The organism is Mycobacterium shunyiense (assembly GCF_058270075.1).
The window spans coordinates 1-20,564 of sequence record NZ_JBZDPU010000004.1 but is presented as its reverse complement, the minus strand read 5'-3'; the positions used below and the strand labels follow the sequence as shown (position 1 = coordinate 20,564).

Genomic DNA, 20,564 nt, shown 5'->3' with positions numbered 1-20,564 from the left:
GTTAGGTAAGCCTCGGTAGCGGTGGGAAACACCGAAATGTCACTATGAGCTGAAGGAAGCTAAGTTACTGACGGGTAACTATGCCCAAGTTACTCACGGGTAACATCCGAATGGAGGCGTTTCTGTGGAGAGTCTCGAACACACACTGGTTGTGTCGCGACTGATTCTCGGTGTGCTCGCAACGCTCGTCGTGCTGGTGTTCGCCGGCAAGCGCGTGCTGTGGCTGACCAAGCTGATCAGCTCGGGACAGAAGGTCGGCGACGAGCGTGGCCGCAAGGACCATCTCGTCCAGCGTTTCCTGAACCAGAACAAAGAAGTCTTCGCGCAGTCGAAGCTGCTGAAGTGGTCCATCCCTGGCCTTGCGCACTTCTTCACCATGTGGGGCTTCTTCGTCCTCGCCACGGTGTATCTCGAGGCCTACGGGGTGCTGTTCAACCCCGAGTTCCACATTCCGTTCGTCGGCCGCTGGGCCGTGCTGGGCTTCCTGCAGGACTTCTTCGCCGTCGCCGTGCTGGCCGGCATCATCGTCTTCGCGATCATCCGCATCCGTAAGAACCCCGAGCAGCTGGGTCGCGAGTCCCGCTTCTACGGCTCGCACAACGGCGGCGCCTGGACGATTCTGATCATGATCTTCCTGGTCATCCTGACCTACGCGATCTTCCGCGGTGCTGCCGTCAACGTCCTGGGCGAGAACTTCCCGTACCAGTCCGGCGCCTTCTTCTCCGACGGCATGGCCGCGCTCCTGGCTCCGCTTGGCCACACCGCCAACGTGTGGCTCGAGACCATCGCGCTGCTCGCCCACCTCGGCGTCATGCTGGCCTTCCTGCTGATCGTGCTGCACTCCAAGCACCTGCACATCGGTCTGGCCCCGATCAACGTCACCTTCAAGCGCCTGCCCGACGGCCTCGGCCCGCTGCTGCCGATGGAATACAAGGGCGACAAGATCGACTTCGAGGATCCCGCCGAAGACGCGGTGTTCGGCAAGGGCCGCATCGAGGACTTCACCTGGAAGGCCAACCTCGACATGGCGACCTGTACCGAGTGCGGTCGCTGCCAGTCGCAGTGCCCGGCCTGGAACACCGGCAAGCCGCTGTCTCCCAAGCTCGTGATGATGAACCTGCGCGATCACCTGTTCGCGAAGGCTCCATACATCATCGAGGGCAAGCCGATGCCCGAAGAGGGTTCGGTCGACTTCGCCAAGCTGGGCGACAGCCTGCATGGGCACGGGGTTCCTGAGGACGGCTTCGCCCGCATCGAGGGTTCCGGCCCCGAGCAGGCACTGCGCCCGCTGGTCGGCACCGCTGAGCAGGGCGGCGTGATCGATCCCGACGTGCTGTGGTCCTGCACCAACTGCGGCGCCTGCGTCGAGCAGTGCCCGGTGGACATCGAGCACATCGACCACATCGTCGACATGCGCCGCTACCAGGTCATGGTCGAGTCGGAGTTCCCCGGTGAGCTCGGTGTGCTGTTCAAGAACCTGGAGACCAAGGGCAACCCCTGGGGCCAGAACGCCAAGGACCGCACCAACTGGATCGACGAGGTCGACTTCGACGTCCCGGTCTACGGCGAGGATGTCGAGAGCTTCGACGGCTTCGAGTACCTGTTCTGGGTCGGCTGTGCCGGCGCCTACGAGGACCGGGCCAAGAAGACCACGAAGGCCGTCGCCGAGCTGCTTGCCGCCTCGGGCGTGAAGTTCCTGGTGCTCGGCACCGGCGAGACCTGCACGGGTGACTCGGCCCGCCGCTCCGGCAACGAGTTCCTGTTCCAGCAGCTGGCCGCGCAGAACGTCGAGACCATCAACGAGCTGTTCGAGGGTGTCGAGACGGTCGACCGCAAGATCATCGTCACCTGCCCGCACTGCTTCAACACGATCGGCCGCGAGTACCCGCAGCTGGGCGCCAACTACACCGTCGTGCACCACACGCAGCTGTTGAACCGCCTGGTCCGGGACAAGAAGCTGGTGCCGGTCAAGTCCACCGGCGGCCCCGAGGTCACCTACCACGACCCGTGCTTCCTTGGTCGTCACAACAAGGTCTACGAGGCTCCGCGTGAGCTGGTCGAGGCCTCCGGCGTGACGCTCAAGGAAATGCCCCGCCACGCCGACCGCGGCCTGTGCTGTGGTGCCGGTGGCGCGCGGATGTGGATGGAAGAGCACATCGGCAAGCGCGTGAACGTGGAGCGCACCGAAGAGGCGATGGACACCGCCTCGACCATCGCGACCGGCTGCCCGTTCTGCCGCGTGATGATCACCGACGGTGTCGACGACGTGGCCGCGGCGCGCAACGTCGAGAAGGCCGAAGTGCTCGACGTGGCTCAGCTGCTGCTGAACTCGCTGGACAAGAGCGGCATCACGCTGCCCGAGAAGGGCACGGCGGCAAAGGAATCCGAAAAGCGAGCCGAGGCACGCGCGGAAGCCGAGGCCAAGGCCGCAGCGGCGGCACCGGCTCCGGCACCGGTGGTCGAGGAAGCTCCGGCGGCTGAGGCAGCACCCGCTGCCGAAGCTCCCGCAGCCCCGGCCGCAGCTGCGGCCCCGGTCAAGGGTCTGGGCATGGCCGGAGGCGCCAAGCGTCCCGGCGCCAAGAAGACCGCGGCTCCCGCTGCGTCGGCAGCTCCGGCTGCCGAGGCCGCCGCTCCGGCAGCTCCGGTCAAGGGCCTGGGCATCGCCGGAGGCGCCAAGCGTCCCGGCGCCAAGAAGACCGCGGCCCCTGCCGCCTCTGCCGCTCCGGCTGCCGAGGCGCCTGCCGCTCCGGCAGCTCCCGCGGCGCCGGTGAAGGGTCTGGGCATGGCGGCCGGCGCGAAGCGTCCGGGTGCCAAGAAGGCTGCGGCCCCTGCTGCGTCGGCTGCTCCTGCAGCTCCCGCCGCGGAGGCACCGGCTGCCGCTCCCGCGGCGGCTGAGCCGGCCAAGCCGGAACCGCCGGTCGTGGGCCTGGGCATCGCCGCAGGCGCGCGTCGGCCGGGTGCCAAGAAGGCTGCTCCGGCTGCTCCGGCAACCCCGGCCCCGGCTGCACCCGCCGCCGAGCCGACGCCGGAACCGGCTGCTGAGAAGCCCGCCGAGGCGCCGGCCGAGCCCGCCAAGCCGGAACCGCCGGTCGTGGGCCTTGGCATCAAGCCGGGCGCCAAGCGTCCCGGTAAGCGCTGAGCACGTCGTAACGCACCGAACGGCCATCTCCGCGAGGAGGTGGCCGTTCGGCGTTCTGCCCCCTGATGTCCTGTCCCAGCCCCTGTGACGAGTGTGCAGCTTATTGCGCCGTCCGACACCTGCCGGAGCGATAACCTGCACACTCGTCACAGTGCGCCACACCGGACTATCCAGCGGAGGCCTGCGCCGATCAGCCGCCGCTACCGCCATAGGGTGGCGCCTTTACCGCCGGCGCCGCCACAGCCGGCGCGATCGTGCCGGTGTAGGTGACGGTCGTGGTCTCACCGAGGGTCATCGATCCGCCGGAGACGACGGTGGCCGGGCCCTCCGGTGTTCCACTCATGGTGGCGGCGATGACGCCCATTGTGACCACGGCGCTGCCGCCGAGGACCGCAGCCAAGGTGTTGACTCGGAGGATGCTGGTAATTCGTGCCATCTGGATTGCCAATCTGGTTGAACTTGTTGCCGATGAAAACACCATCTGACCTGGGTAGATAGTCGGCCTTTTGCGTTCCAGCCATAGTTGCGCAGGTTCTGGGACAGTGCGCGGCCACCGAAGCGAACACACAGGCGGCTTGCATATGACTGCCAGGAACGGGCACGGATGGCGCGTCTCGGCAAATCAGCGCATTGTGGCGGTGGCCACCTACCACATGGGCAAATTCCAAATTCAGTGGACGGTGATGAGACCATGGTGAACGTGACTACCCATCAGTTGCCGTGGCAGACCGGTCAGCACCCGAAGCCGCGTACGTTCGCCCAGTCCACGAAGCTGCAGGACGTCCTGTACGAGATCCGTGGACCGGTACACGAGCACGCCTCACGGCTGGAAGCTGAAGGGCACCGCATCCTCAAGCTGAACATCGGCAACCCCGCGCCGTTCGGCTTCGAAGCGCCCGACGTGATCATGCGCGACATGATCCAGGCGCTGCCGAACGCGCAGGGCTATTCCGACTCGAAGGGCATCGCCAGCGCACGCCGGGCGGTGTTCACCCGATACGAGCTGGTCGAGGGCTTTCCCAAGTTCGACATCGAAGACGTTTATCTGGGAAACGGCGTCTCCGAGCTCATCACCATGACCCTGCAGGCGCTGCTGGACAACGGCGACCAGGTGCTCATCCCCGCACCGGACTACCCGCTGTGGACGGCCTCGACCGCGCTCGCGGGCGGCACCCCGGTGCATTACATGTGTGACGAGACCCAGGGCTGGAATCCCGACGTCGCCGATATCGAATCCAAGATCACCGAGCGCACCAAGGCGCTCGTCGTGATCAACCCGAACAACCCCACAGGCGCGGTGTACAGCCGCGAAACCCTGGAACAGATGGTGGAGCTGGCCCGCAAGCACCAGCTCCTGCTGTTGGCCGACGAGATCTACGACAAGATCCTCTACGACGACGCCAAGCACATCTCGCTGGCAACGCTGGCGCCCGACCTGCTGACCCTGACGTTCAACGGGCTGTCCAAGGCCTACCGGGTGGCGGGTTACCGCTCCGGCTGGCTGGTCATCACCGGCCCCAAGGAGCATGCGACCAGCTTCATCGAGGGCATCAGCCTGCTGTCCAACATGCGGCTGTGCCCGAATGTGCCTGCCCAGCATGCGATCCAGGTGGCGCTCGGCGGCCACCAGAGCATCGACGACCTGGTGTTGCCGGGCGGCCGGCTGCTCGAGCAACGTGACACCGCGTGGACCAAGCTCAACGAAATCCCGGGAGTTTCCTGCGTGAAACCGTCGGGCGCGCTGTACGCGTTCCCGCGCCTGGACCCCGAGGTGCACGACATCCACGACGACGAGCAGCTGGTGCTCGACCTGTTGCTGCAGGAGAAGATCCTGTTGACCCAGGGCACGGGATTCAACTGGCCCACACCGGATCACCTACGCATCGTCACCCTGCCGTGGTCGCGTGACCTGGCCCAGGCCATCGAGCGTCTCGGTAACTTCCTGGCCGGCTACCGCCAGTAAGGCCTGCTACCACCCGTTGTCACGTAGCCCGCACATCCACCAGCCGTCACCGAGATCGACCGGATCGGCGCAGATGAAGCCGTACATGTCGGCCCCTTCGGGAGACTCGACGGGGTCGTACAAGTAGCCGCCGGCATCGTCGGGAATGCCGATCCACTGCGGGAAGAAGCGGCTTCCGTCCCGGACCGATGCTCTTCCCTCCGCTACGAGAAACCTCAGCGTCCAAGGCAATTGGTTCCCGTAGTACTCCTTGCCGGGGTCGGTTTGCAGTGCCCGCTCGAACAACGGCCGGTGCATCGCGAACCACGTTCGGGGTGCCACCTTCCACGTCGAGTTCACCACTATGGTGACGACGACGAGTACCGGCGCCGCCGTCGCGAGAACCACCCAACGGCGGCCTCCTATCGCCGCGGCCACCACCGCGGCCAAGCCGAGCAAGTACAGCGCCCCCATGAGCGGGTTCATCAGGATGTCGAAGATCCACCACGATGTTCTCGACCAGTGCCACCAGAACCCGACCAACCAGCACGCCAGGCCACCCCACAGCAGCCAGACCCACCACCTACCCACCCGCTCAGTATCGCCGCCTGACGTGCAGTGCCCGGTGCGGACGCCAGGAACCCGACAGCCACCCCCTCTACGCTGTCCGGGTGGCGCATACGCATTCCCACTCCCATTCTCTGGCCGGTCCGTCGCCCTTGGGCCCGCTGGCCGCCCGCATCGTCGTCGGCCTGTTGGTTGCCATCGGTCTCGCGATGCTCATCGGCGCCGCGGTGCTGTGGCCCAGCCACCAGAAGGTCGACATTCCGCTGCCCTTCCAGAACGCTGCGGGCGGTGCCGTCACCACCGAGGCCGGGCACGTCACGTCCAGCACTCTGGCCGATTGCGGCAGCCCGTCGGCCGGAGGCGTGTTGACGTCGGCACCGAGGCCCGCCGAACCCGGCGGCGGTACCTGCGTGCAGAACCTGGTTGCCATCGATTCCGGGCCGAACAAGGGCGCCAAGACGCTACTCGAATTCACCACCGGCCCCGGCCAGCCGAATCTTGCTGCCGGAGACAGTATTCGGGTGAGCCGGCAGGTCGACGAGGCCGGCACGACGACCTATGCGTTCTTCGATTTCGAGCGCACCTGGCCGCTCATCGCTCTGGCCGTGGCGTTCGCTGTGGTGATCGTTGCGGTGGCGCGCTGGCGCGGGCTGCGGGCCATTGTCGGCATCGTCGTGGCGTTCGCGGTACTGATGATCTTCCTGCTGCCTGCCCTGCGCGACGGTGCCCCGGCGATCCCAGTGGCTCTGGTGGCGTCGGCGGCCATCCTCTACGCGGTGATCTATCTGGCCCACGGTGTCAGCCTGCGCACCAGCGCGGCCCTGCTGGGCACTCTGACCTCGCTGTTGCTGGCGGCGATACTGTCCTGGGCGGCAATCGAATTGGCCCATCTGACGGGACTGTCCGAGGACCAGAACAACGAGGTCGCGGCGTATATGGGCAACGTGTCCATCACCGGACTGCTACTGGCCGGGTTCATCATCGGCTCACTGGGTGTGCTCAACGACGTGACCATCACCCAGGCCTCGGCGGTGTTCGAGCTCGCCGAGCACGGTGGCAGCCGGCGCTCGATCTTCGTGGGCGCCATGCGGGTGGGCAGCGACCACATCGCCAGCACGGTCTACACGCTGGTGCTGGCCTATGCCGGCAGCGCCCTGCCACTGCTGCTGTTGTTCAGCGTGGCCAACCGGTCGCTGGGCGACGTACTGACGGGTGAGAGTGTGGCGATCGAGATCGCTCGCTCCGCGGTGGGTGGCATCGCCCTGGCGCTGTCGGTTCCGTTGACGACGGGGATTGCCGCGGTGCTGGCCACTCCGCAGACCAGCAGGCACTGAGCCGTCACGTTTGGCCACCATCAGCCGGGGTACCCGGCGACGGTGAGCCAGCCCGATCGTCATCACAGCGAGTTGTCCCTCGAGGTCGACGGGACCCGTCGTGATCTGACGGTCGACAACCGCATGACACTGCTGGACGCGCTGCGTGAACGGCTGGGCGTCACGGCACCCAAGAAGGGTTGCGATCACGGCCAGTGCGGATCGTGCACGGTGCTGCTCGACGGACGCCGCGTCACGACTTGCCTGACGTTCGCCGTTGCCGCCGACGGGGCACAGATCACCACAGCCGCCGGCCTCGAGCAGAACGGTCAACTGCACCCGGTGGCGCAGTCCTTCTACGAGGAGGACGCCTTCCAGTGCGGCTACTGCACACCCGGCCAGATCTGTTCTGCGGTCGGCATGTTGGACGAGGCCAAGTCCGGAGCCCCCAGCTTCGTCACCGACGATGTCGAACTCAGCCCGGTGCTCACCGACGATGAGATCCGGGAACGGATGAGCGGCAACCTTTGCCGGTGCGCCGCGTATCCGAACATCGTCGCGGCGATCGGGCGGGCGGCGACTCGATGAAGCCGTTCGACTACCACCGTGCGACGAGTCCCGCCGATGCGGTGGCTGTGCTGGCCGACCACCCGCACGGCGCGTTTCTCGCTGGAGGCACCAATCTGGTCGATCACATGAAACTCGGTGTCGCGCAACCTGATCTCCTGGTCGACGTCAGCCGGCTGGATCTGACCGAGACCGTTCACACCACAGACGGTGGCGTTCGCATCGGCGCAAATGTCCGCAACAGCGATCTCGCGGCCGACCCGGTGATCCGCGCGCGCTATCCGATGCTGGCCCGGGCCTTGCTGTCCGGTGCGTCCGGACAGTTACGCAACGTCGCCACCACGGCCGGCAACCTGCTGCAGCGAACCAGGTGCGTGTACTTCCAAGATGTCACCACGCCATGCAACAAACGATCTCCGGGCACCGGTTGCTCGGCGCTCGACGGCTACGTGCGCTACCACGCCATCCTCGGAGCATCCCCGCACTGCGTGGCCGTGCACCCTTCGGACATGGCAGTGGCGATGTGTGCCCTCGATGCCCAGGTGGTGGTGCAGACCCGAGATGGCGAGCGTCGGATCCCGCTCGACGAGTTCTACCGGCTGCCCGGCGACGAACCGGACCGTGACACGGTGCTGCGGCACGGCGAGCTGATCACCGCGGTTGAGTTGCCCGCGCCACCGAGCGGGGCGGTGTCGGATTACCGCAAGGTCCGCGACCGCGCGTCCTACGCCTTCGCGTTGGTGTCGGTCGCTGCGGAGCTGACCTTCACGTCGACGTTCCAGATCGGTTCGGCGCGAGTCGCATTGGGCGGGGTGGCGCACAAACCATGGCGGGCGCGGCGAGCCGAGCAGGTTCTGACCGGCGATCAGCCCTCTGCGGAGACGTTCGCCGCTGCGGCCGACGCCGAACTCAAGCAGGCGGTACCTCTGCCGGGCAACGAGTTCAAGGTGGACCTGGCCCGCCGCACGATGATGGCGCAGTTGCGCATGCTCACAGAACGGAGGCGGCCGTGACTCTCGTCGAACCACACGCAATCGGAAAGCCATTGGCCCGCGCCGACGGCCGAGCCAAGGTCACCGGTACCGCCCGCTACGCGTTCGAGCAGCAGGTCGAGCATCCGGCGTATCTACATCCGATCCAAGCCACCATCGCACGTGGCCGGGTGACCGCCATGGACGTCACCGCAGCCCTCGCCATGGAGGGGGTCCTCGACGTGCTGACCGTGTTCGACGCCCCGACACTGGCAGATTCCTCGGACGGTGAACTGGCCATCCTGCAGGACGACCGGGTGCATTTTCGCGGACAGATCATCGGCGGGGTGGTCGCCGAGACCGCTGAGATCGCCCGGGAGGCAGCCGCTCTGGTGCGGGTCGAGTATCGGCGAGAACCGCATGACGCAGAACTGACCGCGCATCATCCGGGCCTGTACACCCCCGAGTCGGTCAATCCGTCATTTCCCGCCGACACCGACGAAGGCGACGTCGAGGCGGCACTGGCGGCGGCCGAGGTGACGGTCGACGCGACGTACCGGACTCCGATAGAGCACAACAACCCGATGGAACCCCACGCATGTGTCGCGCAGTGGGCGATGCGCGACGGCCGCCCGGCGGTGACGCTGTACGACTCGACCCAAGGCGTGCACGTTGTGCGCAAGACCCTGGCACCGATGCTCGACCTGGAGCCCGAGCAACTGCGCGTCGTGGCACCACATGTGGGTGGCGGATTCGGGTCGAAAGGCGCGCCCCATGCCCACGACGTCCTGGCCCTGTTGGCCGCCCAACGGTCCGGGGGTCGCCCGGTGAAACTGGCGCTCACCCGACAGCAGATGTTCGCCCTCGTCGGCTACCGCACCCCGACCATCCAACGGCTGCGGCTCGGCGCGGACAAGAGCGGCCGGCTGACCGCACTGGTGCACGACGTGATCGAACAGACCTCGACCGTCAAAGAGTTCGCTGAACAGACCGCCGTCACCTCCCGCAAGATGTACGCCAGCCCCAACCGGCGCACGACGCACCGCCTGGCCGCACTCGACGTTGCCGTCCCGTTCTGGATGCGGGCACCAGGTGAGTGCCCTGGCACGTTCGCCGCGGAGGTGGCGATGGACGAGCTCGCGGTCGCCTGTCATCTGGACCCGATCGAGCTGCGCTTACGCAACGAACCCGACGTCGATCCCGAATCCGGCAAGCCGTGGTCGGGCCGTCACCTCGTCGAGTGCCTGAGGCTCGGTGCCGAGCGGTTCGACTGGGCTCCGCGGGATCCCCGCCCCGCCAAACGCCTGGCCGGCCATTGGTTCATCGGAACCGGCGTGGCGGCAGCGACGTACCCGGGGATGGCGATGGAAGGCAACACCGCCCGCGTCACCCACACCGGACAAGGCCGCTATACGGTCCAGATCGGTGCTGCCGACATCGGTACCGGCACATGGACCGCTCTGGCCCAGATCGCCGCAGACGCGCTCGGTTGCGGCGTCGAGGCAATCGATCTGCAGATCGGTGACTCCGACCTACCGCAGGCCTCGGTGGCGGGCGGCTCGTCGGGCATCACGTCGTGGGGTTCGGCAATCGTCGCCGCGGCCAATCAGTTTCGCCGCGAGCACGGGGACCACCCGCACATCGGTGTGACAGCGGAGGCCGAGGCGCCGCAGAACCCCGACGCGGACAAGTACACCGTGCAGTCGTTCGGAGCACACTTCGTCGAGGCCCACGTCAATTCCGACACCGGAGAGATCCGGATCCCACGCATGCTCGGCGTTTTCTCGGTGGGTCGGGCGATCAACGCACGGACCCTGCGCTCACAGCTGATCGGCGGGATGACCATGGGCCTGTCCATGGCCTTGCACGAGGAGAGTGTGCGTGACATCCGGTTCGGTCATGTGGTCACGCAGGATCTCGCGTCCTATCACTTCAGCGCCCACGCGGATGTGACTGGTATCGAAGCGATCTGGCTCGACGAGGTCGAGGAGCACCTGAACCCGATGGGCTCCCGCGGCGCCGGCGAGATCGGTATCGTCGGTGCCGCGGCCGCAGTGGTCAACGCCGTCCACCATGCCACCGGAGTGCGGGTCCGCGAGCTCCCGGTGACCCTCGACAAGGTGTTGCCGGGGCTGCCGCGAGCCGTCGAATCAGCCGACGAGATCCTTTTCGGTGAGTTCGGTGGCGGCCAGCGCGGCGGCCAGGGTGTCGTGACGGAACGCCGAGGTGACGTGATCGTGCACCACCCGGAATGCCGCAGCACCGGTGCGGGTGGTCCCGTCAGCCGCCATGATGGTCTCTTCGACGACGACCACGCCGTCGTGCACGAACATCCGCCCCGGCGTCACGGTGTCCCCGCCGGTTGCAGCCCACTCACGTAGGGCGGCGTGCCCTTGGGCGGCACCGTTGGCATCGCCCACCTCGATGTCATCGCTGGACAGCGCGATCAGGGTGTCGATGTCGTCTTCGTCCAGCGCGTCGTGCCAGGCCAGAACCGTGGCGATCTCGGATGTGGTCATGAACGAAACGTACGCCTCTCAGAACGGTGTGCGGTCGAGCCACGCATCCCAGGTTGCGGTGTCGCCGAACACTTCCAGCCCGAGATCGGCAGCCGTGCCCCGCCGCGTGACCGCCATCAGCAGCTTCTGGGCCGGGCCCTTGAGCGCGACGGTGCCCTTGCCGTGGCTGTGGGCCCACCCGAGCCCGTCCTCGTCGTGCTCCACCGTCCACTCCCCCGTCGGCCCCAGACCGTCGTCGGTCGCGTGCAGGTGGATGCTGGTGCCGAATGCGAGCGGCTCTCCATGCCGTTTCTTCGCCATGGCGGTGGCGATCTCCAGCCATTCACTGACCGCGTCGGCCGCGAGGTCGGCCGGCAGCACGAACTCGGTTCCCACGGCCAGCGCGGCGTCAGCGTGGTGAACCGCCGCCTCGTGGACGCGTCGCCGCACCCACCAGCCCGCGGGTTTGGGGCCCAGGAACGTCCAGATCCTGGCGTCGGTGCCGATCTGGTCCACCGACTTGAGGACCTGGGCCGCGCCCGCGTTGAGCCACTCGATGGCAGCGTCGGGATCGTCGGGCGGCTTCCCGTCATGGACCTCGCGCGGATCGAGCGGTGAGACCCGGCGCTCGGAGATAATCTGTGCCGCCCAACGGTTTCCGCGCCCGACATGGCGGAACAGTTGTTTGAGCGTCCAGTCCGGGCAGGTCGGCACCGGCGTCTCCGGATCGCTGGAGGCGATCAGCTCCCCGAAGCTCCGGGTCTGGTCGAGCAGAGCGGCTCGGAAGTCCACGTCACGAACCTACCGCTGTGTGTGCCTTTCCGAGTGTGATCGGCAGAGTCGACCAGCCGCGCAGAATTCGGGTATCGCGGCGACTGCCTTCGCCGGCGGCCCGCGCGTCGGGAAAGCGGTCGAAGAAGGTCTGCAGACCCACCTGGCCTTCAGCTCTGGCCAAGGCCGCGCCGAGGCAGAAGTGACGGCCGCCGGAGAACGACAGGTGCCGTCCGGCGTTGTCGCGTTCGATGTCGAAGCGGTGCGGGTCGGTGAACACCGCCGGGTCGCGGTTGGCGCCGGCCAGGTGAATGATGACGAGTTCGCCGGCCTGCACGGCGGTGCCGGCCACCTCGGTGTCGCGCAGGGCAACCCGCGCGCTCATCAGCACCGGTGAGTCCAGCCGCAGGATCTCTTCCACCGTGTTAGGCCATAGCTCGGGGCGGGCCGCCAAGGTGTGCAGATGCTCAGGATGGTCGAGCAGCATGCGGATGCCGTTGCCCAGCAGGTTGACCGTCGTCTCGAATCCGGCTGCCAGCACCAGCCCGGCCAGCGCCCGCAGTTCGGACTCGTTGAGCGGCTCTCCGGCCGCGCCGGCGTCGGAGGCGGCGATGATCTGGCTGAGCAGGTCGTCACCGGGGTTACGCCGCAGGTGGCGCAGATGATCGGTCAGCCAGGTCTCGAATCCGTGGATGCCGGAGTTCACCTGTTGGTACTGCTGCCAGCTGAGTCCGATGTCGAGACTCGGCGCGCCGAGTTCACCGAAGCGCAGGACCTGGGGCCGATCGGCGTCGGGGACACCCAGGATGTCGCTGATCACCGCGACGGGCAGTTGAGCGCAGTAGCGGTCGACGATGTTGACCACTCCGGCGTCGTCGTCCATGGAGTCCAGCAGGGTGTTCGCGGTTTCCTGGACACCTTCCCGCAGCCGGGCCACCGCGCGGGTGGTGAACACCGAGGAGACCAGCTTGCGGTAGCGGGTGTGATCGGGCGGCTCCGTCGCGAGCAGCGACGGCGGCAGCAGCGGATGCAGCATCCCGGTGTCGGTTTTGTCGGCCACCCAGCGCAACGGCTTCGGCAGGTTGCCGCCGAGCCGCGACACCCGGAAGTCGTCGGAGCGCAGCAGGTCGGTGGCCACGTCGTGGTCGAAGGTCATCAGGAGGGCGCGGCCGCGCACAAGCGGCCCGTGCCGGCGCATCTCGTCGGCGAAGGGCGCCGGGTCGGCCCGCACCGCCGGGTCGGCGATCAACCGAGCCTGCGGATCCCCGCGACGTATGCCGACCGCAGAAATGCCTCTAACCACCCCGTGCAGGGCCATCCACCGGATTCGTTCCCGCATGGCCCGAGCCTACGACCGCGGAATTTGTTCTACAAGCGTCAAACAGTGGCGACGGGCCGTCCCAGCGCGTACACCCGCCACCCGGCTGCCCGCCACCGCTCCGCATCCAGGCAATTGCGGCCGTCCACAACGACTTTGACCCGCACCGTGTCGGCCAGCTCGGCCGGGTCCAGGTCGACGAACTCGGCCCACTCGGTGAGCACCAGCACCGCGTCGGCCCGGTCGCAGGCTTCGATGACCGAAGTGGAGTAATTCAGTGTGGGGAACACCCGCTGCGAGTTGTCCATGGCCTTGGGGTCGTACACGTTGACCGCGGCCCCGTTCAGCTGCAGCATGCCGGCGACGTTGAGGGCGGGCGAGTCGCGCACATCGTCGGACTCGGGTTTGAACGCCGCGCCGAGGACTGCGATGTTGGCGCCGAGCAGTGATCCCCCGCAGGCCCGGGTGGTCAGCTCCACCATGGCGGTGCGACGGCGCATGTTGATGCTGTCGACCTCGCGCAGGAAGGTCAGCGCGTGGTTGGCGCCCAATTCACCGGCACGGGCCATGAAGGCGCGGATGTCCTTGGGCAGGCAGCCGCCACCGAAACCCAAGCCGGCGTTGAGGAATCGCCGCCCGATGCGTGGGTCGTAACCCAGGGCGTCGGCCAGCAGTGTCACGTCGGCACCGGCGGCCTCGCACACTTCGGAGATCGCGTTGATGAAGGAGATCTTGGTGGCCAGGAACGCGTTGGCCGACACCTTGACCAGCTCGGCGGTCTGGAGATCGGTGACCAGGAACGGCACCCCGTCCTCGATCAACGGCGCGTAGAGTTCGCGCACCGCGGCCTCGGCGCGCAGTGAATCATGCTGCACCCCAACCACAATGCGATCGGGGTGCAGGGTGTCGTGCACGGCGTAGCCCTCACGGAGGAACTCCGGGTTCCAGGCCACCTCGACGTCGACGCCCGCCGGGGCGAGTCCGCGGGCCCGGTCGGCCAGGTCGGCGGACGTGCCGACCGGGACGGTCGACTTGCCGACGATCACCGCGTTGCGGCGCAGGCGTGGCACCAGGGTGTCGATGACGGCGTGCACGTGGCGCAGATCGGCGCTGTATTCGCCCTTCTTCTGCGGGGTGCCGACGCCGAGGAAATGCACATCGGCGAAGTCGGCGGCCTCGTCATAGTCGGTGGTGAACCGCAGCCGTCCGGCACTCAGGTTGTCGTTGAGCACCTTGCGCAGGCCGGGCTCGTAGAACGGGATGTCCCCGGCGGCGAGTTTGGCCACCTTGCCCGGGTCGATGTCGACCCCGATCACTTCGTGGCCCAGCTCGGCCATCCCCGCCGCATGTGTCGCGCCCAGATAGCCGGTACCGAATACGGTGCATCGCATACTGCCTGGATAGGCGCCGAGGATGAGCTAGCCGCTACGTGACACTGAGCGGCAGGCCAACGTCAGGTGACGGTTGAGGCGGAGGCCTAGACCCACGAGATCAACGCCGTGGTCGTGGTCGTGCGCTGCGGACAACCATGGCGTTGCATTCGACGCGATTGGCGTCAGTGGCCGCCGAACGACGGGAAGGGCCACAGCCCTCCGCCGTCACCGCCACTACGCGAACCACCGGACCGGCCTGGGTTCCAATCGCCGGATCCCGAGTTACCCGGGTTCCAGTCACCCGAGCCGCCCGAACGGCCGGGATTCCAGTCGCCCGAATTCCGGCCGGGGTTCCAATCGCCGGACCCCCGACCAGGGTTCCAGTCATCCGAGCCCGAGCCCGGCCACTGCGGGGTCTGGGGTTCGTGGCGCGACGGCGGATCCCACGGCCGCTGACGCTGCGGCGGGTCCCACGGAGGACGGAAGATGTTCGGCAGCCGCGGCGCAGGCGGCAGTACCACCAGCGGCGGGATGTACGGCGCCGGCGGGTTGTAGATTGGGGCCGGCGGCGGCGCCACAGGCTCCGGGGCCGGCGGCGGGGCTTCGGGGGCTGGAGCGGGCGCCTCGGGTGCCGGCGGCGGGGCCGCCGCGGGCTGCTCGACGTAGACCGTGCGCGGCGGCGCCTGCGGTGCGGGCGCCGGCGCTTCCTGGACCACCGGGATCGGGGCCTTGATGGTCTCGGGCGGCGGAGCCGGTGGCGGGGGCACCGCCGCTTCCGGCGGCGGAGCCGGTGGCGGGGGCACCGCCGCTTCCGGCGGCGGAGCGGGTGCCGGAAGTTTGGCCGGAGCGCTGGGCGCCACGGCACCTTGAGCCGGAGAAGGCCGTTGGTCGACCGTCGGCCGGATGCTCACTGCAAGCGAAATAACCAGGGCCACAACGCCAACCACGAACACCGATGTCAACGCGGACCCGACGAGAAGGAACGGTTTGCGCTCGCCTTCCATCGGCATCTCGTCACCGACGAGCTCCACACCGTCGACCGGCGCGTCGCCCAGCGGGGCCATCTCGGTGGCCAGACCGGCCAGCGCGTAGGCGCTGCCGGCGGTGGTGCCGTCGGGGTCCTGCGAATAGGCCAGCCCGACCGTGGTCGCCTCGAATGCCGGCGCATTGGCCGAGGCCAGCGCGGCGCCGCGGGCCAGCGCCATCTCCGGCTCGTCGGGGGCGCTGACCGGCAGCGACACCAAGTTCTCCAGGTGCGCCTTCACCGAGGCGACGTCCACTCCTGAGCCCAGGACGAAGATGCCCTGCGGTGCGGAGTCGGACGCCTCGACCGCCGCGGCCATCTCTGAGAGGACGGCCATGGCGTCGGTGGTGTGCAACGACTGGGCCAGCACCTTGACCACCGAGCCGTCGTCGGTCTTCACCACCGACAAGGTCGCGGCGTCACGGTCGATGAACAGCAGCGCGGTGGTGTCGTAGCCGACCGCGCGGCCGACCGCCTGGGCCAGTGCCGCGGCAGCGTGACTTTCGGAGACCAGCATGACGTCGTCGATGCCGTGCGCGGACAGTGTGTCGCGCAGCGCCGCGGCGTCCGAATGGTCCGTCCAGGTGACGCCGATCGCCTTCAGATGGTGACCGCCCGATGTGGCGCTCTCCTGAGTTCCGAGGATGGCCGAGACCACCTGATCGGACGCAGTGGTGGTTGCCGAATCATCACCGGCGGTGACATCGAAGACGTCGTGATCGACTGTGACCCCGTCGGCCTTCTCCCCCTCGACCAGCACCATGCGGACCGTCGTAGGTGCCATCGCCACACCCAATACGATGTCCACCAAGCCCTCCAATGTGTTTGCTGCACTGCCTTGTCGCCATTGCGCACACATTCCGCACGAACCGACAACTAGAACCTTTTTCGGCGTATCCAGGTCGATCGTTACACCTGACCGCATTAGCTGCGCCGCTAGATTCTGGTCGGACCGCGACGGCATGCTGCGCGCCGGCGCCGGTTAGTTAGACCCTACTCGGCATTACGACAAACAGCGCCGCCCGGTTCATCCCGCGCTGTCTTCCTCGGCCGGATCGGGGCGATGCGTCAGGCCGCCGGGCTGGCCCAACTGGCCCAGGGTTCCACCGAACAAACCGGGCCGGCGCTGAGGCAGATGCCCGTGCACACCTTCGGCGTAGGCGGACTCGGCGTGCTGGGTGAAATCGACGCCGGTGGTCTCATCCTCGGGACTGAGCCGAAAGCCCATGAACCGGTCGATGGCCTTGGCCAAGAGGTAGGACATGGTGAAGGCGTAGGCGGCCACGACGACCGCGGCGAGCAGCTGCTTACCCAACTGCGTCAGCCCGCCGCCGTAGAAGAGGCCCTGCGGGCCCTGGGTCATCACCTCGGTGGCCAGGAATCCGATCAGCAGCACGCCGACCACGCCGCCGACGAAGTGCACGCCCACCACGTCGAGCGAGTCGTCGTACCCGAAGCGGAACTTCAGGCCGATTGCAAAGGAACACACCACACCGGCGGCCAGGCCGACCACGACCGCGCCGAGCGTGTTGACGGTGCCGCACGACGGGGTGATCGCCACCAGGCCGGCCACCACGCCGGAGGCCGCGCCGAAGGTGGTGGGCTTGCCGTCGCGGACCTGCTCGACCGTCAGCCAGCCGAGCATGCCCAGGCAGCCGGCGACCAGGGTGTTGAGGAAGATCGCGGCGGCGGTGCCGTTGGCGGCCAGCGCCGAGCCCGCGTTGAAGCCGAACCAGCCGAACCACAGCAGGCCGACGCCGAGCAGCACGAAGGGCAGGTTGTGCGGGCGCATCGCGTCCTGTTTGAAGCCGATGCGGGGGCCGAGCACCAGGGCCAGCGCCAGCGCCGAGGAGCCGGAGACGATCTCGACGACGAGGCCGCCCGCGTAGTCGAGGACGCCGAGGCCGGCCAGCCAGCCGCCGGGACCCCAGACCCAGTGCGCGACGACGGCGTACACCGCGACCGCCCACACCGGGACGAACAGCATCCAGGCGGCGAACTTCGCGCGGTCCGCGATGGCCCCGCTGACCAGGGCGGCAGTGATGATCGCGAAGGTCAGCTGGAACGTGGCGAACAGCAGCTCGGGTACCGCGCCGTGGGCGGTGCCGGGCGTGATGCCGAGCATGCCGAAGTGCTGAAGGCCGCCGATCAGACCGCCACCCGCGTCATCGGAGAAGGCCAGGGTGTAGCCGACCAGCAGCCAGGCCACGGTGACCAGCGGGATCGAGATGAAGCTCATCATGATCATGTTGAGCACACCGGTGGTGCGGACCATGCCGCCGTAGAAGATGGCGAGGCCGGGGGTCATCAACAGGACCAGCGCGGTACTGGCCAGCAGCCAGGCAGTGGCAGCCGGATCGATTTCGGGCACGTCGAGCTCCTTTGGTCTCGACGAGAATCTCCGGCCCGCGTTTCAGCCACGCGGCAAGCGTGTTTCAGCCGTGTTTCGTGTTGCGGTGTGGTTACTGAAAGTTCACCGGGTTATGTGTTGCGCGCTTGGCGTGGCCCGGCAGAGCCCGCTTCAGCAGAGCCCGCTTCGGCTGAACTTCGGCACGGTTTTCTACACCAGGGCTGTTGACGGGCCATGCCCACAGCCCCCACGTAGAAAACGGCGCACGCGTCGGGAGCACGAGCCTCACCAGTCACGCCCAGTGGCCAGTTATGGCACGCGAATCACTGGTCGGCGCGAGATAAGTGGCCACTCGGCGGCGCAGGCAGGCGGTGCCCTACGACTTGATGAAGTTCAAATGCGAGCGTGACGGCGTCGGACCACGCTGACCCTGGTATTTCGAGCCGACCTTGTCGCTGCCATACGGGTGCTCGGCCGGGCTGGTGAGCCGCAGCAGGCACAGCTGGCCGATCTTCATGCCGGGCCACAGCGTGATGGGCAGGTTGGCGACGTTCGACAGCTCGAGGGTGATGTGCCCGGAGAAACCGGGGTCGATGAACCCGGCCGTCGAGTGCGTCAACAATCCGAGACGGCCCAACGAGGACTTGCCCTCCAGGCGTCCGGCCAGGTCATCGGGCAGCGTGCACACCTCGAGCGTGGAGCCGAGCACGAACTCACCCGGATGCAGCACGAACGGCTCGTCCTCGGCGGGTTCGACCAGGGTGGTCAGCTCGTCCTGCTGTTTGGCCGGGTCGATATGGGTGTATCGGGTGTTGTTGAACACCCGGAACAGGCTGTCCAGGCGGACATCGACGCTCGACGGCTGCACCAGGGCATCGTCGAACGGCTCGATGGCCAGGCGTTTCGCGGCGATCTCGGCCCGGATGTCCCTATCGGAGAGCAGCACCCGACGAGCGTATCGGTTAGCGACGGACCACCCCCGTCAACGGCGGCCCCGAGGTGTCGGCGTAGGGCGCGGTCAACGATTTCTCAGCCGCCCGACCCGCCAGCGGCACCACCTTGCGCACGACGGTGTGGATGGGTGGCTCGGCCGGCGGGGGCGGCGCAGTCTGTTCGACCGGGGTCGACGCCTGCGACGGCGGAGTGTCGTCGTTTCCGTGCACGGTGATCGCCAGGAACACCGAACCCGCCACGATGAGCATCGCCGTCGTCAGGATCGTGGCCAGAGTTCGCATCACTGGGTCGTATTTGGGAGCCGGCGCAGCCTCGTCGCGAAACTCGGAGCTGGAGAACAGCGCACCGCGCGCCAGCAGCAGGGCCGCGTCGTCGCCGAGCACGACTGGCCGCGACATCACTGAATTAAGCTCCTCGACAAGGTTTTCCACGTCCGGGGCGGATCCCGCGATGGCAACTTCGGCGATCGGCTCGGGGAAGCTCTCGCAGACACCGCGAAGCGACAGCACCGCGGTTGCCTCGTCAGCCTCGTCCAGACGGCGACTACGCAATCGGCGTGTGCCGTCCTCTTGCTCGGCGCCGATCACGGCCAGCATGGTCTCCTCGGGTTCCACCACGCACAGGGCGATGGAGTCGCAGTCAGCGACCTGGACGGTGTATTCGGCAGCGGCTTCGAACGCATCGGTCGTGGAGACCACTGCCACATTCGCGACGCCTTGCTCCGAGAGGGCGTCGAGCACCAGTTTGGCGTGAGCGTCGACGGCGTCGGTCCAGGTCAGCGCGACGCGGGTGACGGTGTATCCGTTCGCGGGCGCGTCTGCGTAGGTGTCGAGCACCGCCTTGACGACGTACTCGTGAAAGCCAGGGTGCTCGACACCGATGCGCGTGTCCGTGTCGAGCGAGTCGTGGTCGATCACCGCGCCGTCGCCCTGAGCGCCCTCCACCAGGAGAAGCCGGGCGTCGCGCGAGGTCATGGCAATACCGATAACAACATCCATGGGTAGAACCCCTTGCTTGGTTCGGCCCGTCGTGCGGACCTGTTCGCTCCATTCAGCGCCGGATGGAGCCCACGGGTACCGACGGTAGAGGCGGCGCCTGAGAGCTATGGCCCGAGGTTTTACCTGACTCTCAGGGTCGGGCGTGGACAGCAATCATGTTCTGGGGTCATATGTTTCGCCACGCCGTCCGAGGCTCCGGGTCCGCACTGCGCAGCCGCGCGTCGAGCGCGCCGGCGACCTTCGCCAGTTGCCGGCTATTGACCCCGGCATGAACCGGCGTCAATTTCTTAGACTCGCCGAGACGATGTCCGCCCGCCTTACCCACATCGCCGGCCGGGTTGCTATCCTTCGTCAGCACCATGCCGATGTAGTTCAATGGCAGAACATCAGCTTCCCAAGCTGAATACGCGGGTTCGATTCCCGTCATCGGCTCCATACATGCAGGTCAGCAACGCATAGTAATCAGCCAGCTAGCTCGAGTCGGCGGACCAGTGATCACCCGCGGCACATAGTGTCCTTCGGTGGTCGCGAGCTGCGCGGGCCCGAGCTGAGTCGCGCGGCCTCGACGCCGAGCCCATCCCCGACAACAGTTCCGGTAGTACGTCGGAAGCTGTGCGGTGTCACCCATTTGAGGTGTCCGTGAGGGGCTAGCGCTTCCCGCTGCGACAAGCATTTCCAGCTCACCTGGCAAATCTGGCGCGCGATCATCGTGAGGGGGACCCGTTTGGTGGTCCAGTCGCTATGCGACTTGGGGTTGGTGGGTCGTGGCCCACTGTAGG

General features: G+C 67.3%; 16 protein-coding genes, 1 tRNA gene and 2 pseudogenes. 7 read left to right on the top strand and 12 right to left on the bottom strand.

Going from position 1 to position 20,564, the window contains the following annotated elements; all coding sequences use genetic code 11:
• Window positions 1–151 precede the first annotated feature (151 nt).
• The gene (locus tag AC4ELH_RS02185) at window positions 152–3,139 is read left to right on the top strand and encodes a heterodisulfide reductase-related iron-sulfur binding cluster (protein ID WP_236734598.1); all 2,988 of its coding nucleotides are present in this window, start codon (window positions 152–154) and stop codon (window positions 3,137–3,139) included.
• A 190-nt stretch (window positions 3,140–3,329) separates the two neighbouring features.
• On the opposite strand, the gene AC4ELH_RS02180 is transcribed toward AC4ELH_RS02185, so the two are convergent.
• On the bottom strand, window positions 3,330–3,575 hold the full coding sequence (locus AC4ELH_RS02180) for a hypothetical protein (protein WP_064877821.1): 246 nt from the start codon (window positions 3,573–3,575) through the stop codon (window positions 3,330–3,332).
• A 237-nt stretch (window positions 3,576–3,812) separates the two neighbouring features.
• On the opposite strand from AC4ELH_RS02180, the gene AC4ELH_RS02175 reads away from it, so the two are divergent.
• Window positions 3,813–5,102: a pyridoxal phosphate-dependent aminotransferase gene (locus AC4ELH_RS02175; RefSeq protein WP_064877819.1), complete on the top strand. Its 1,290-nt coding sequence runs from the start codon at window positions 3,813–3,815 to the stop codon at window positions 5,100–5,102.
• A 6-nt stretch (window positions 5,103–5,108) separates the two neighbouring features.
• Here the strand turns inward: AC4ELH_RS02175 and AC4ELH_RS02170 are convergent, their stop codons facing one another.
• A complete protein-coding gene (locus AC4ELH_RS02170) occupies window positions 5,109–5,672 on the bottom strand; it encodes a hypothetical protein (protein ID WP_498883135.1) in 564 nt (187 codons plus the stop codon).
• A gap of 80 nt (window positions 5,673–5,752) precedes the next feature.
• On the opposite strand from AC4ELH_RS02170, the gene AC4ELH_RS02165 reads away from it, so the two are divergent.
• The 4 genes and pseudogenes from AC4ELH_RS02165 to AC4ELH_RS02150 form a co-directional block, all read left to right on the top strand.
• Window positions 5,753–6,982, top strand: coding sequence for a YibE/F family protein (locus AC4ELH_RS02165; RefSeq protein WP_135361921.1), 1,230 nt, complete (start codon window positions 5,753–5,755; stop codon window positions 6,980–6,982).
• Between the two features lie 42 nt (window positions 6,983–7,024).
• On the top strand, window positions 7,025–7,549 hold the full coding sequence (locus AC4ELH_RS02160; RefSeq protein WP_064877813.1) for a 2Fe-2S iron-sulfur cluster-binding protein: 525 nt from the start codon (window positions 7,025–7,027) through the stop codon (window positions 7,547–7,549).
• A complete protein-coding gene (locus tag AC4ELH_RS02155) occupies window positions 7,546–8,541 on the top strand; it encodes an FAD binding domain-containing protein (RefSeq protein WP_064960954.1) in 996 nt (331 codons plus the stop codon). The genes AC4ELH_RS02160 and AC4ELH_RS02155 overlap by 4 nt, the downstream gene beginning before the upstream one ends.
• Window positions 8,538–10,637: pseudogene (locus AC4ELH_RS02150) on the top strand (xanthine dehydrogenase family protein molybdopterin-binding subunit); the annotation flags it as partial. The gene AC4ELH_RS02155 and the pseudogene AC4ELH_RS02150, both read left to right, overlap by 4 nt.
• 12 nt (window positions 10,638–10,649) lie before the next feature.
• Here AC4ELH_RS02150 and AC4ELH_RS02145 read toward each other — a convergent pair.
• The 9 genes from AC4ELH_RS02145 to AC4ELH_RS02105 form a co-directional block, all read right to left on the bottom strand.
• Complete coding sequence (locus tag AC4ELH_RS02145) at window positions 10,650–11,018, bottom strand: nuclear transport factor 2 family protein (protein WP_055110724.1); 369 nt, start codon at window positions 11,016–11,018, stop codon at window positions 10,650–10,652.
• 18 nt (window positions 11,019–11,036) lie between these two features.
• Window positions 11,037–11,789 carry a maleylpyruvate isomerase family mycothiol-dependent enzyme gene (locus AC4ELH_RS02140; RefSeq protein WP_498883134.1) on the bottom strand — a complete coding sequence of 251 codons (753 nt, stop codon included), beginning with the start codon at window positions 11,787–11,789 and terminating at the stop codon, window positions 11,037–11,039.
• Between the two features lies 1 nt (window position 11,790).
• Window positions 11,791–13,107, bottom strand: coding sequence for a cytochrome P450 (locus tag AC4ELH_RS02135; protein WP_064877805.1), 1,317 nt, complete (start codon window positions 13,105–13,107; stop codon window positions 11,791–11,793).
• A 38-nt stretch (window positions 13,108–13,145) separates the two neighbouring features.
• Window positions 13,146–14,477, bottom strand: a complete 1,332-nt coding sequence (locus AC4ELH_RS02130; RefSeq protein ID WP_448448408.1) for a UDP-glucose dehydrogenase family protein — start codon at window positions 14,475–14,477, stop codon at window positions 13,146–13,148.
• A 164-nt stretch (window positions 14,478–14,641) separates the two neighbouring features.
• Window positions 14,642–16,291: a DUF7159 family protein gene (locus tag AC4ELH_RS02125; RefSeq protein WP_498883133.1), complete on the bottom strand. Its 1,650-nt coding sequence runs from the start codon at window positions 16,289–16,291 to the stop codon at window positions 14,642–14,644.
• Window positions 16,292–16,510: 219 nt separating this feature from the next.
• Window positions 16,511–17,854, bottom strand: coding sequence for an ammonium transporter (locus AC4ELH_RS02120; protein WP_498883132.1), 1,344 nt, complete (start codon window positions 17,852–17,854; stop codon window positions 16,511–16,513).
• A gap of 355 nt (window positions 17,855–18,209) precedes the next feature.
• The gene (gene dcd, locus AC4ELH_RS02115; protein WP_064877797.1) at window positions 18,210–18,779 is read right to left on the bottom strand and encodes a dCTP deaminase; all 570 of its coding nucleotides are present in this window, start codon (window positions 18,777–18,779) and stop codon (window positions 18,210–18,212) included.
• A gap of 16 nt (window positions 18,780–18,795) precedes the next feature.
• The gene (locus AC4ELH_RS02110; RefSeq protein WP_498883131.1) at window positions 18,796–19,785 is read right to left on the bottom strand and encodes a DUF7159 family protein; all 990 of its coding nucleotides are present in this window, start codon (window positions 19,783–19,785) and stop codon (window positions 18,796–18,798) included.
• A 166-nt stretch (window positions 19,786–19,951) separates the two neighbouring features.
• Complete coding sequence (locus AC4ELH_RS02105) at window positions 19,952–20,161, bottom strand: hypothetical protein (RefSeq protein WP_131811542.1); 210 nt, start codon at window positions 20,159–20,161, stop codon at window positions 19,952–19,954.
• On the opposite strand from AC4ELH_RS02105, the gene AC4ELH_RS02100 reads away from it, so the two are divergent.
• Window positions 20,147–20,220: transfer RNA gene (locus tag AC4ELH_RS02100), tRNA-Gly, on the top strand. The two genes, AC4ELH_RS02105 and AC4ELH_RS02100, sit on opposite strands and share 15 nt — an antisense overlap.
• Window positions 20,221–20,230: 10 nt before the next feature.
• Here the strand turns inward: AC4ELH_RS02100 and AC4ELH_RS02095 are convergent.
• Window positions 20,231–20,451, bottom strand: a pseudogene (locus AC4ELH_RS02095) (site-specific integrase); the annotation flags it as partial.
• Window positions 20,452–20,564: the final 113 nt, after the last annotated feature.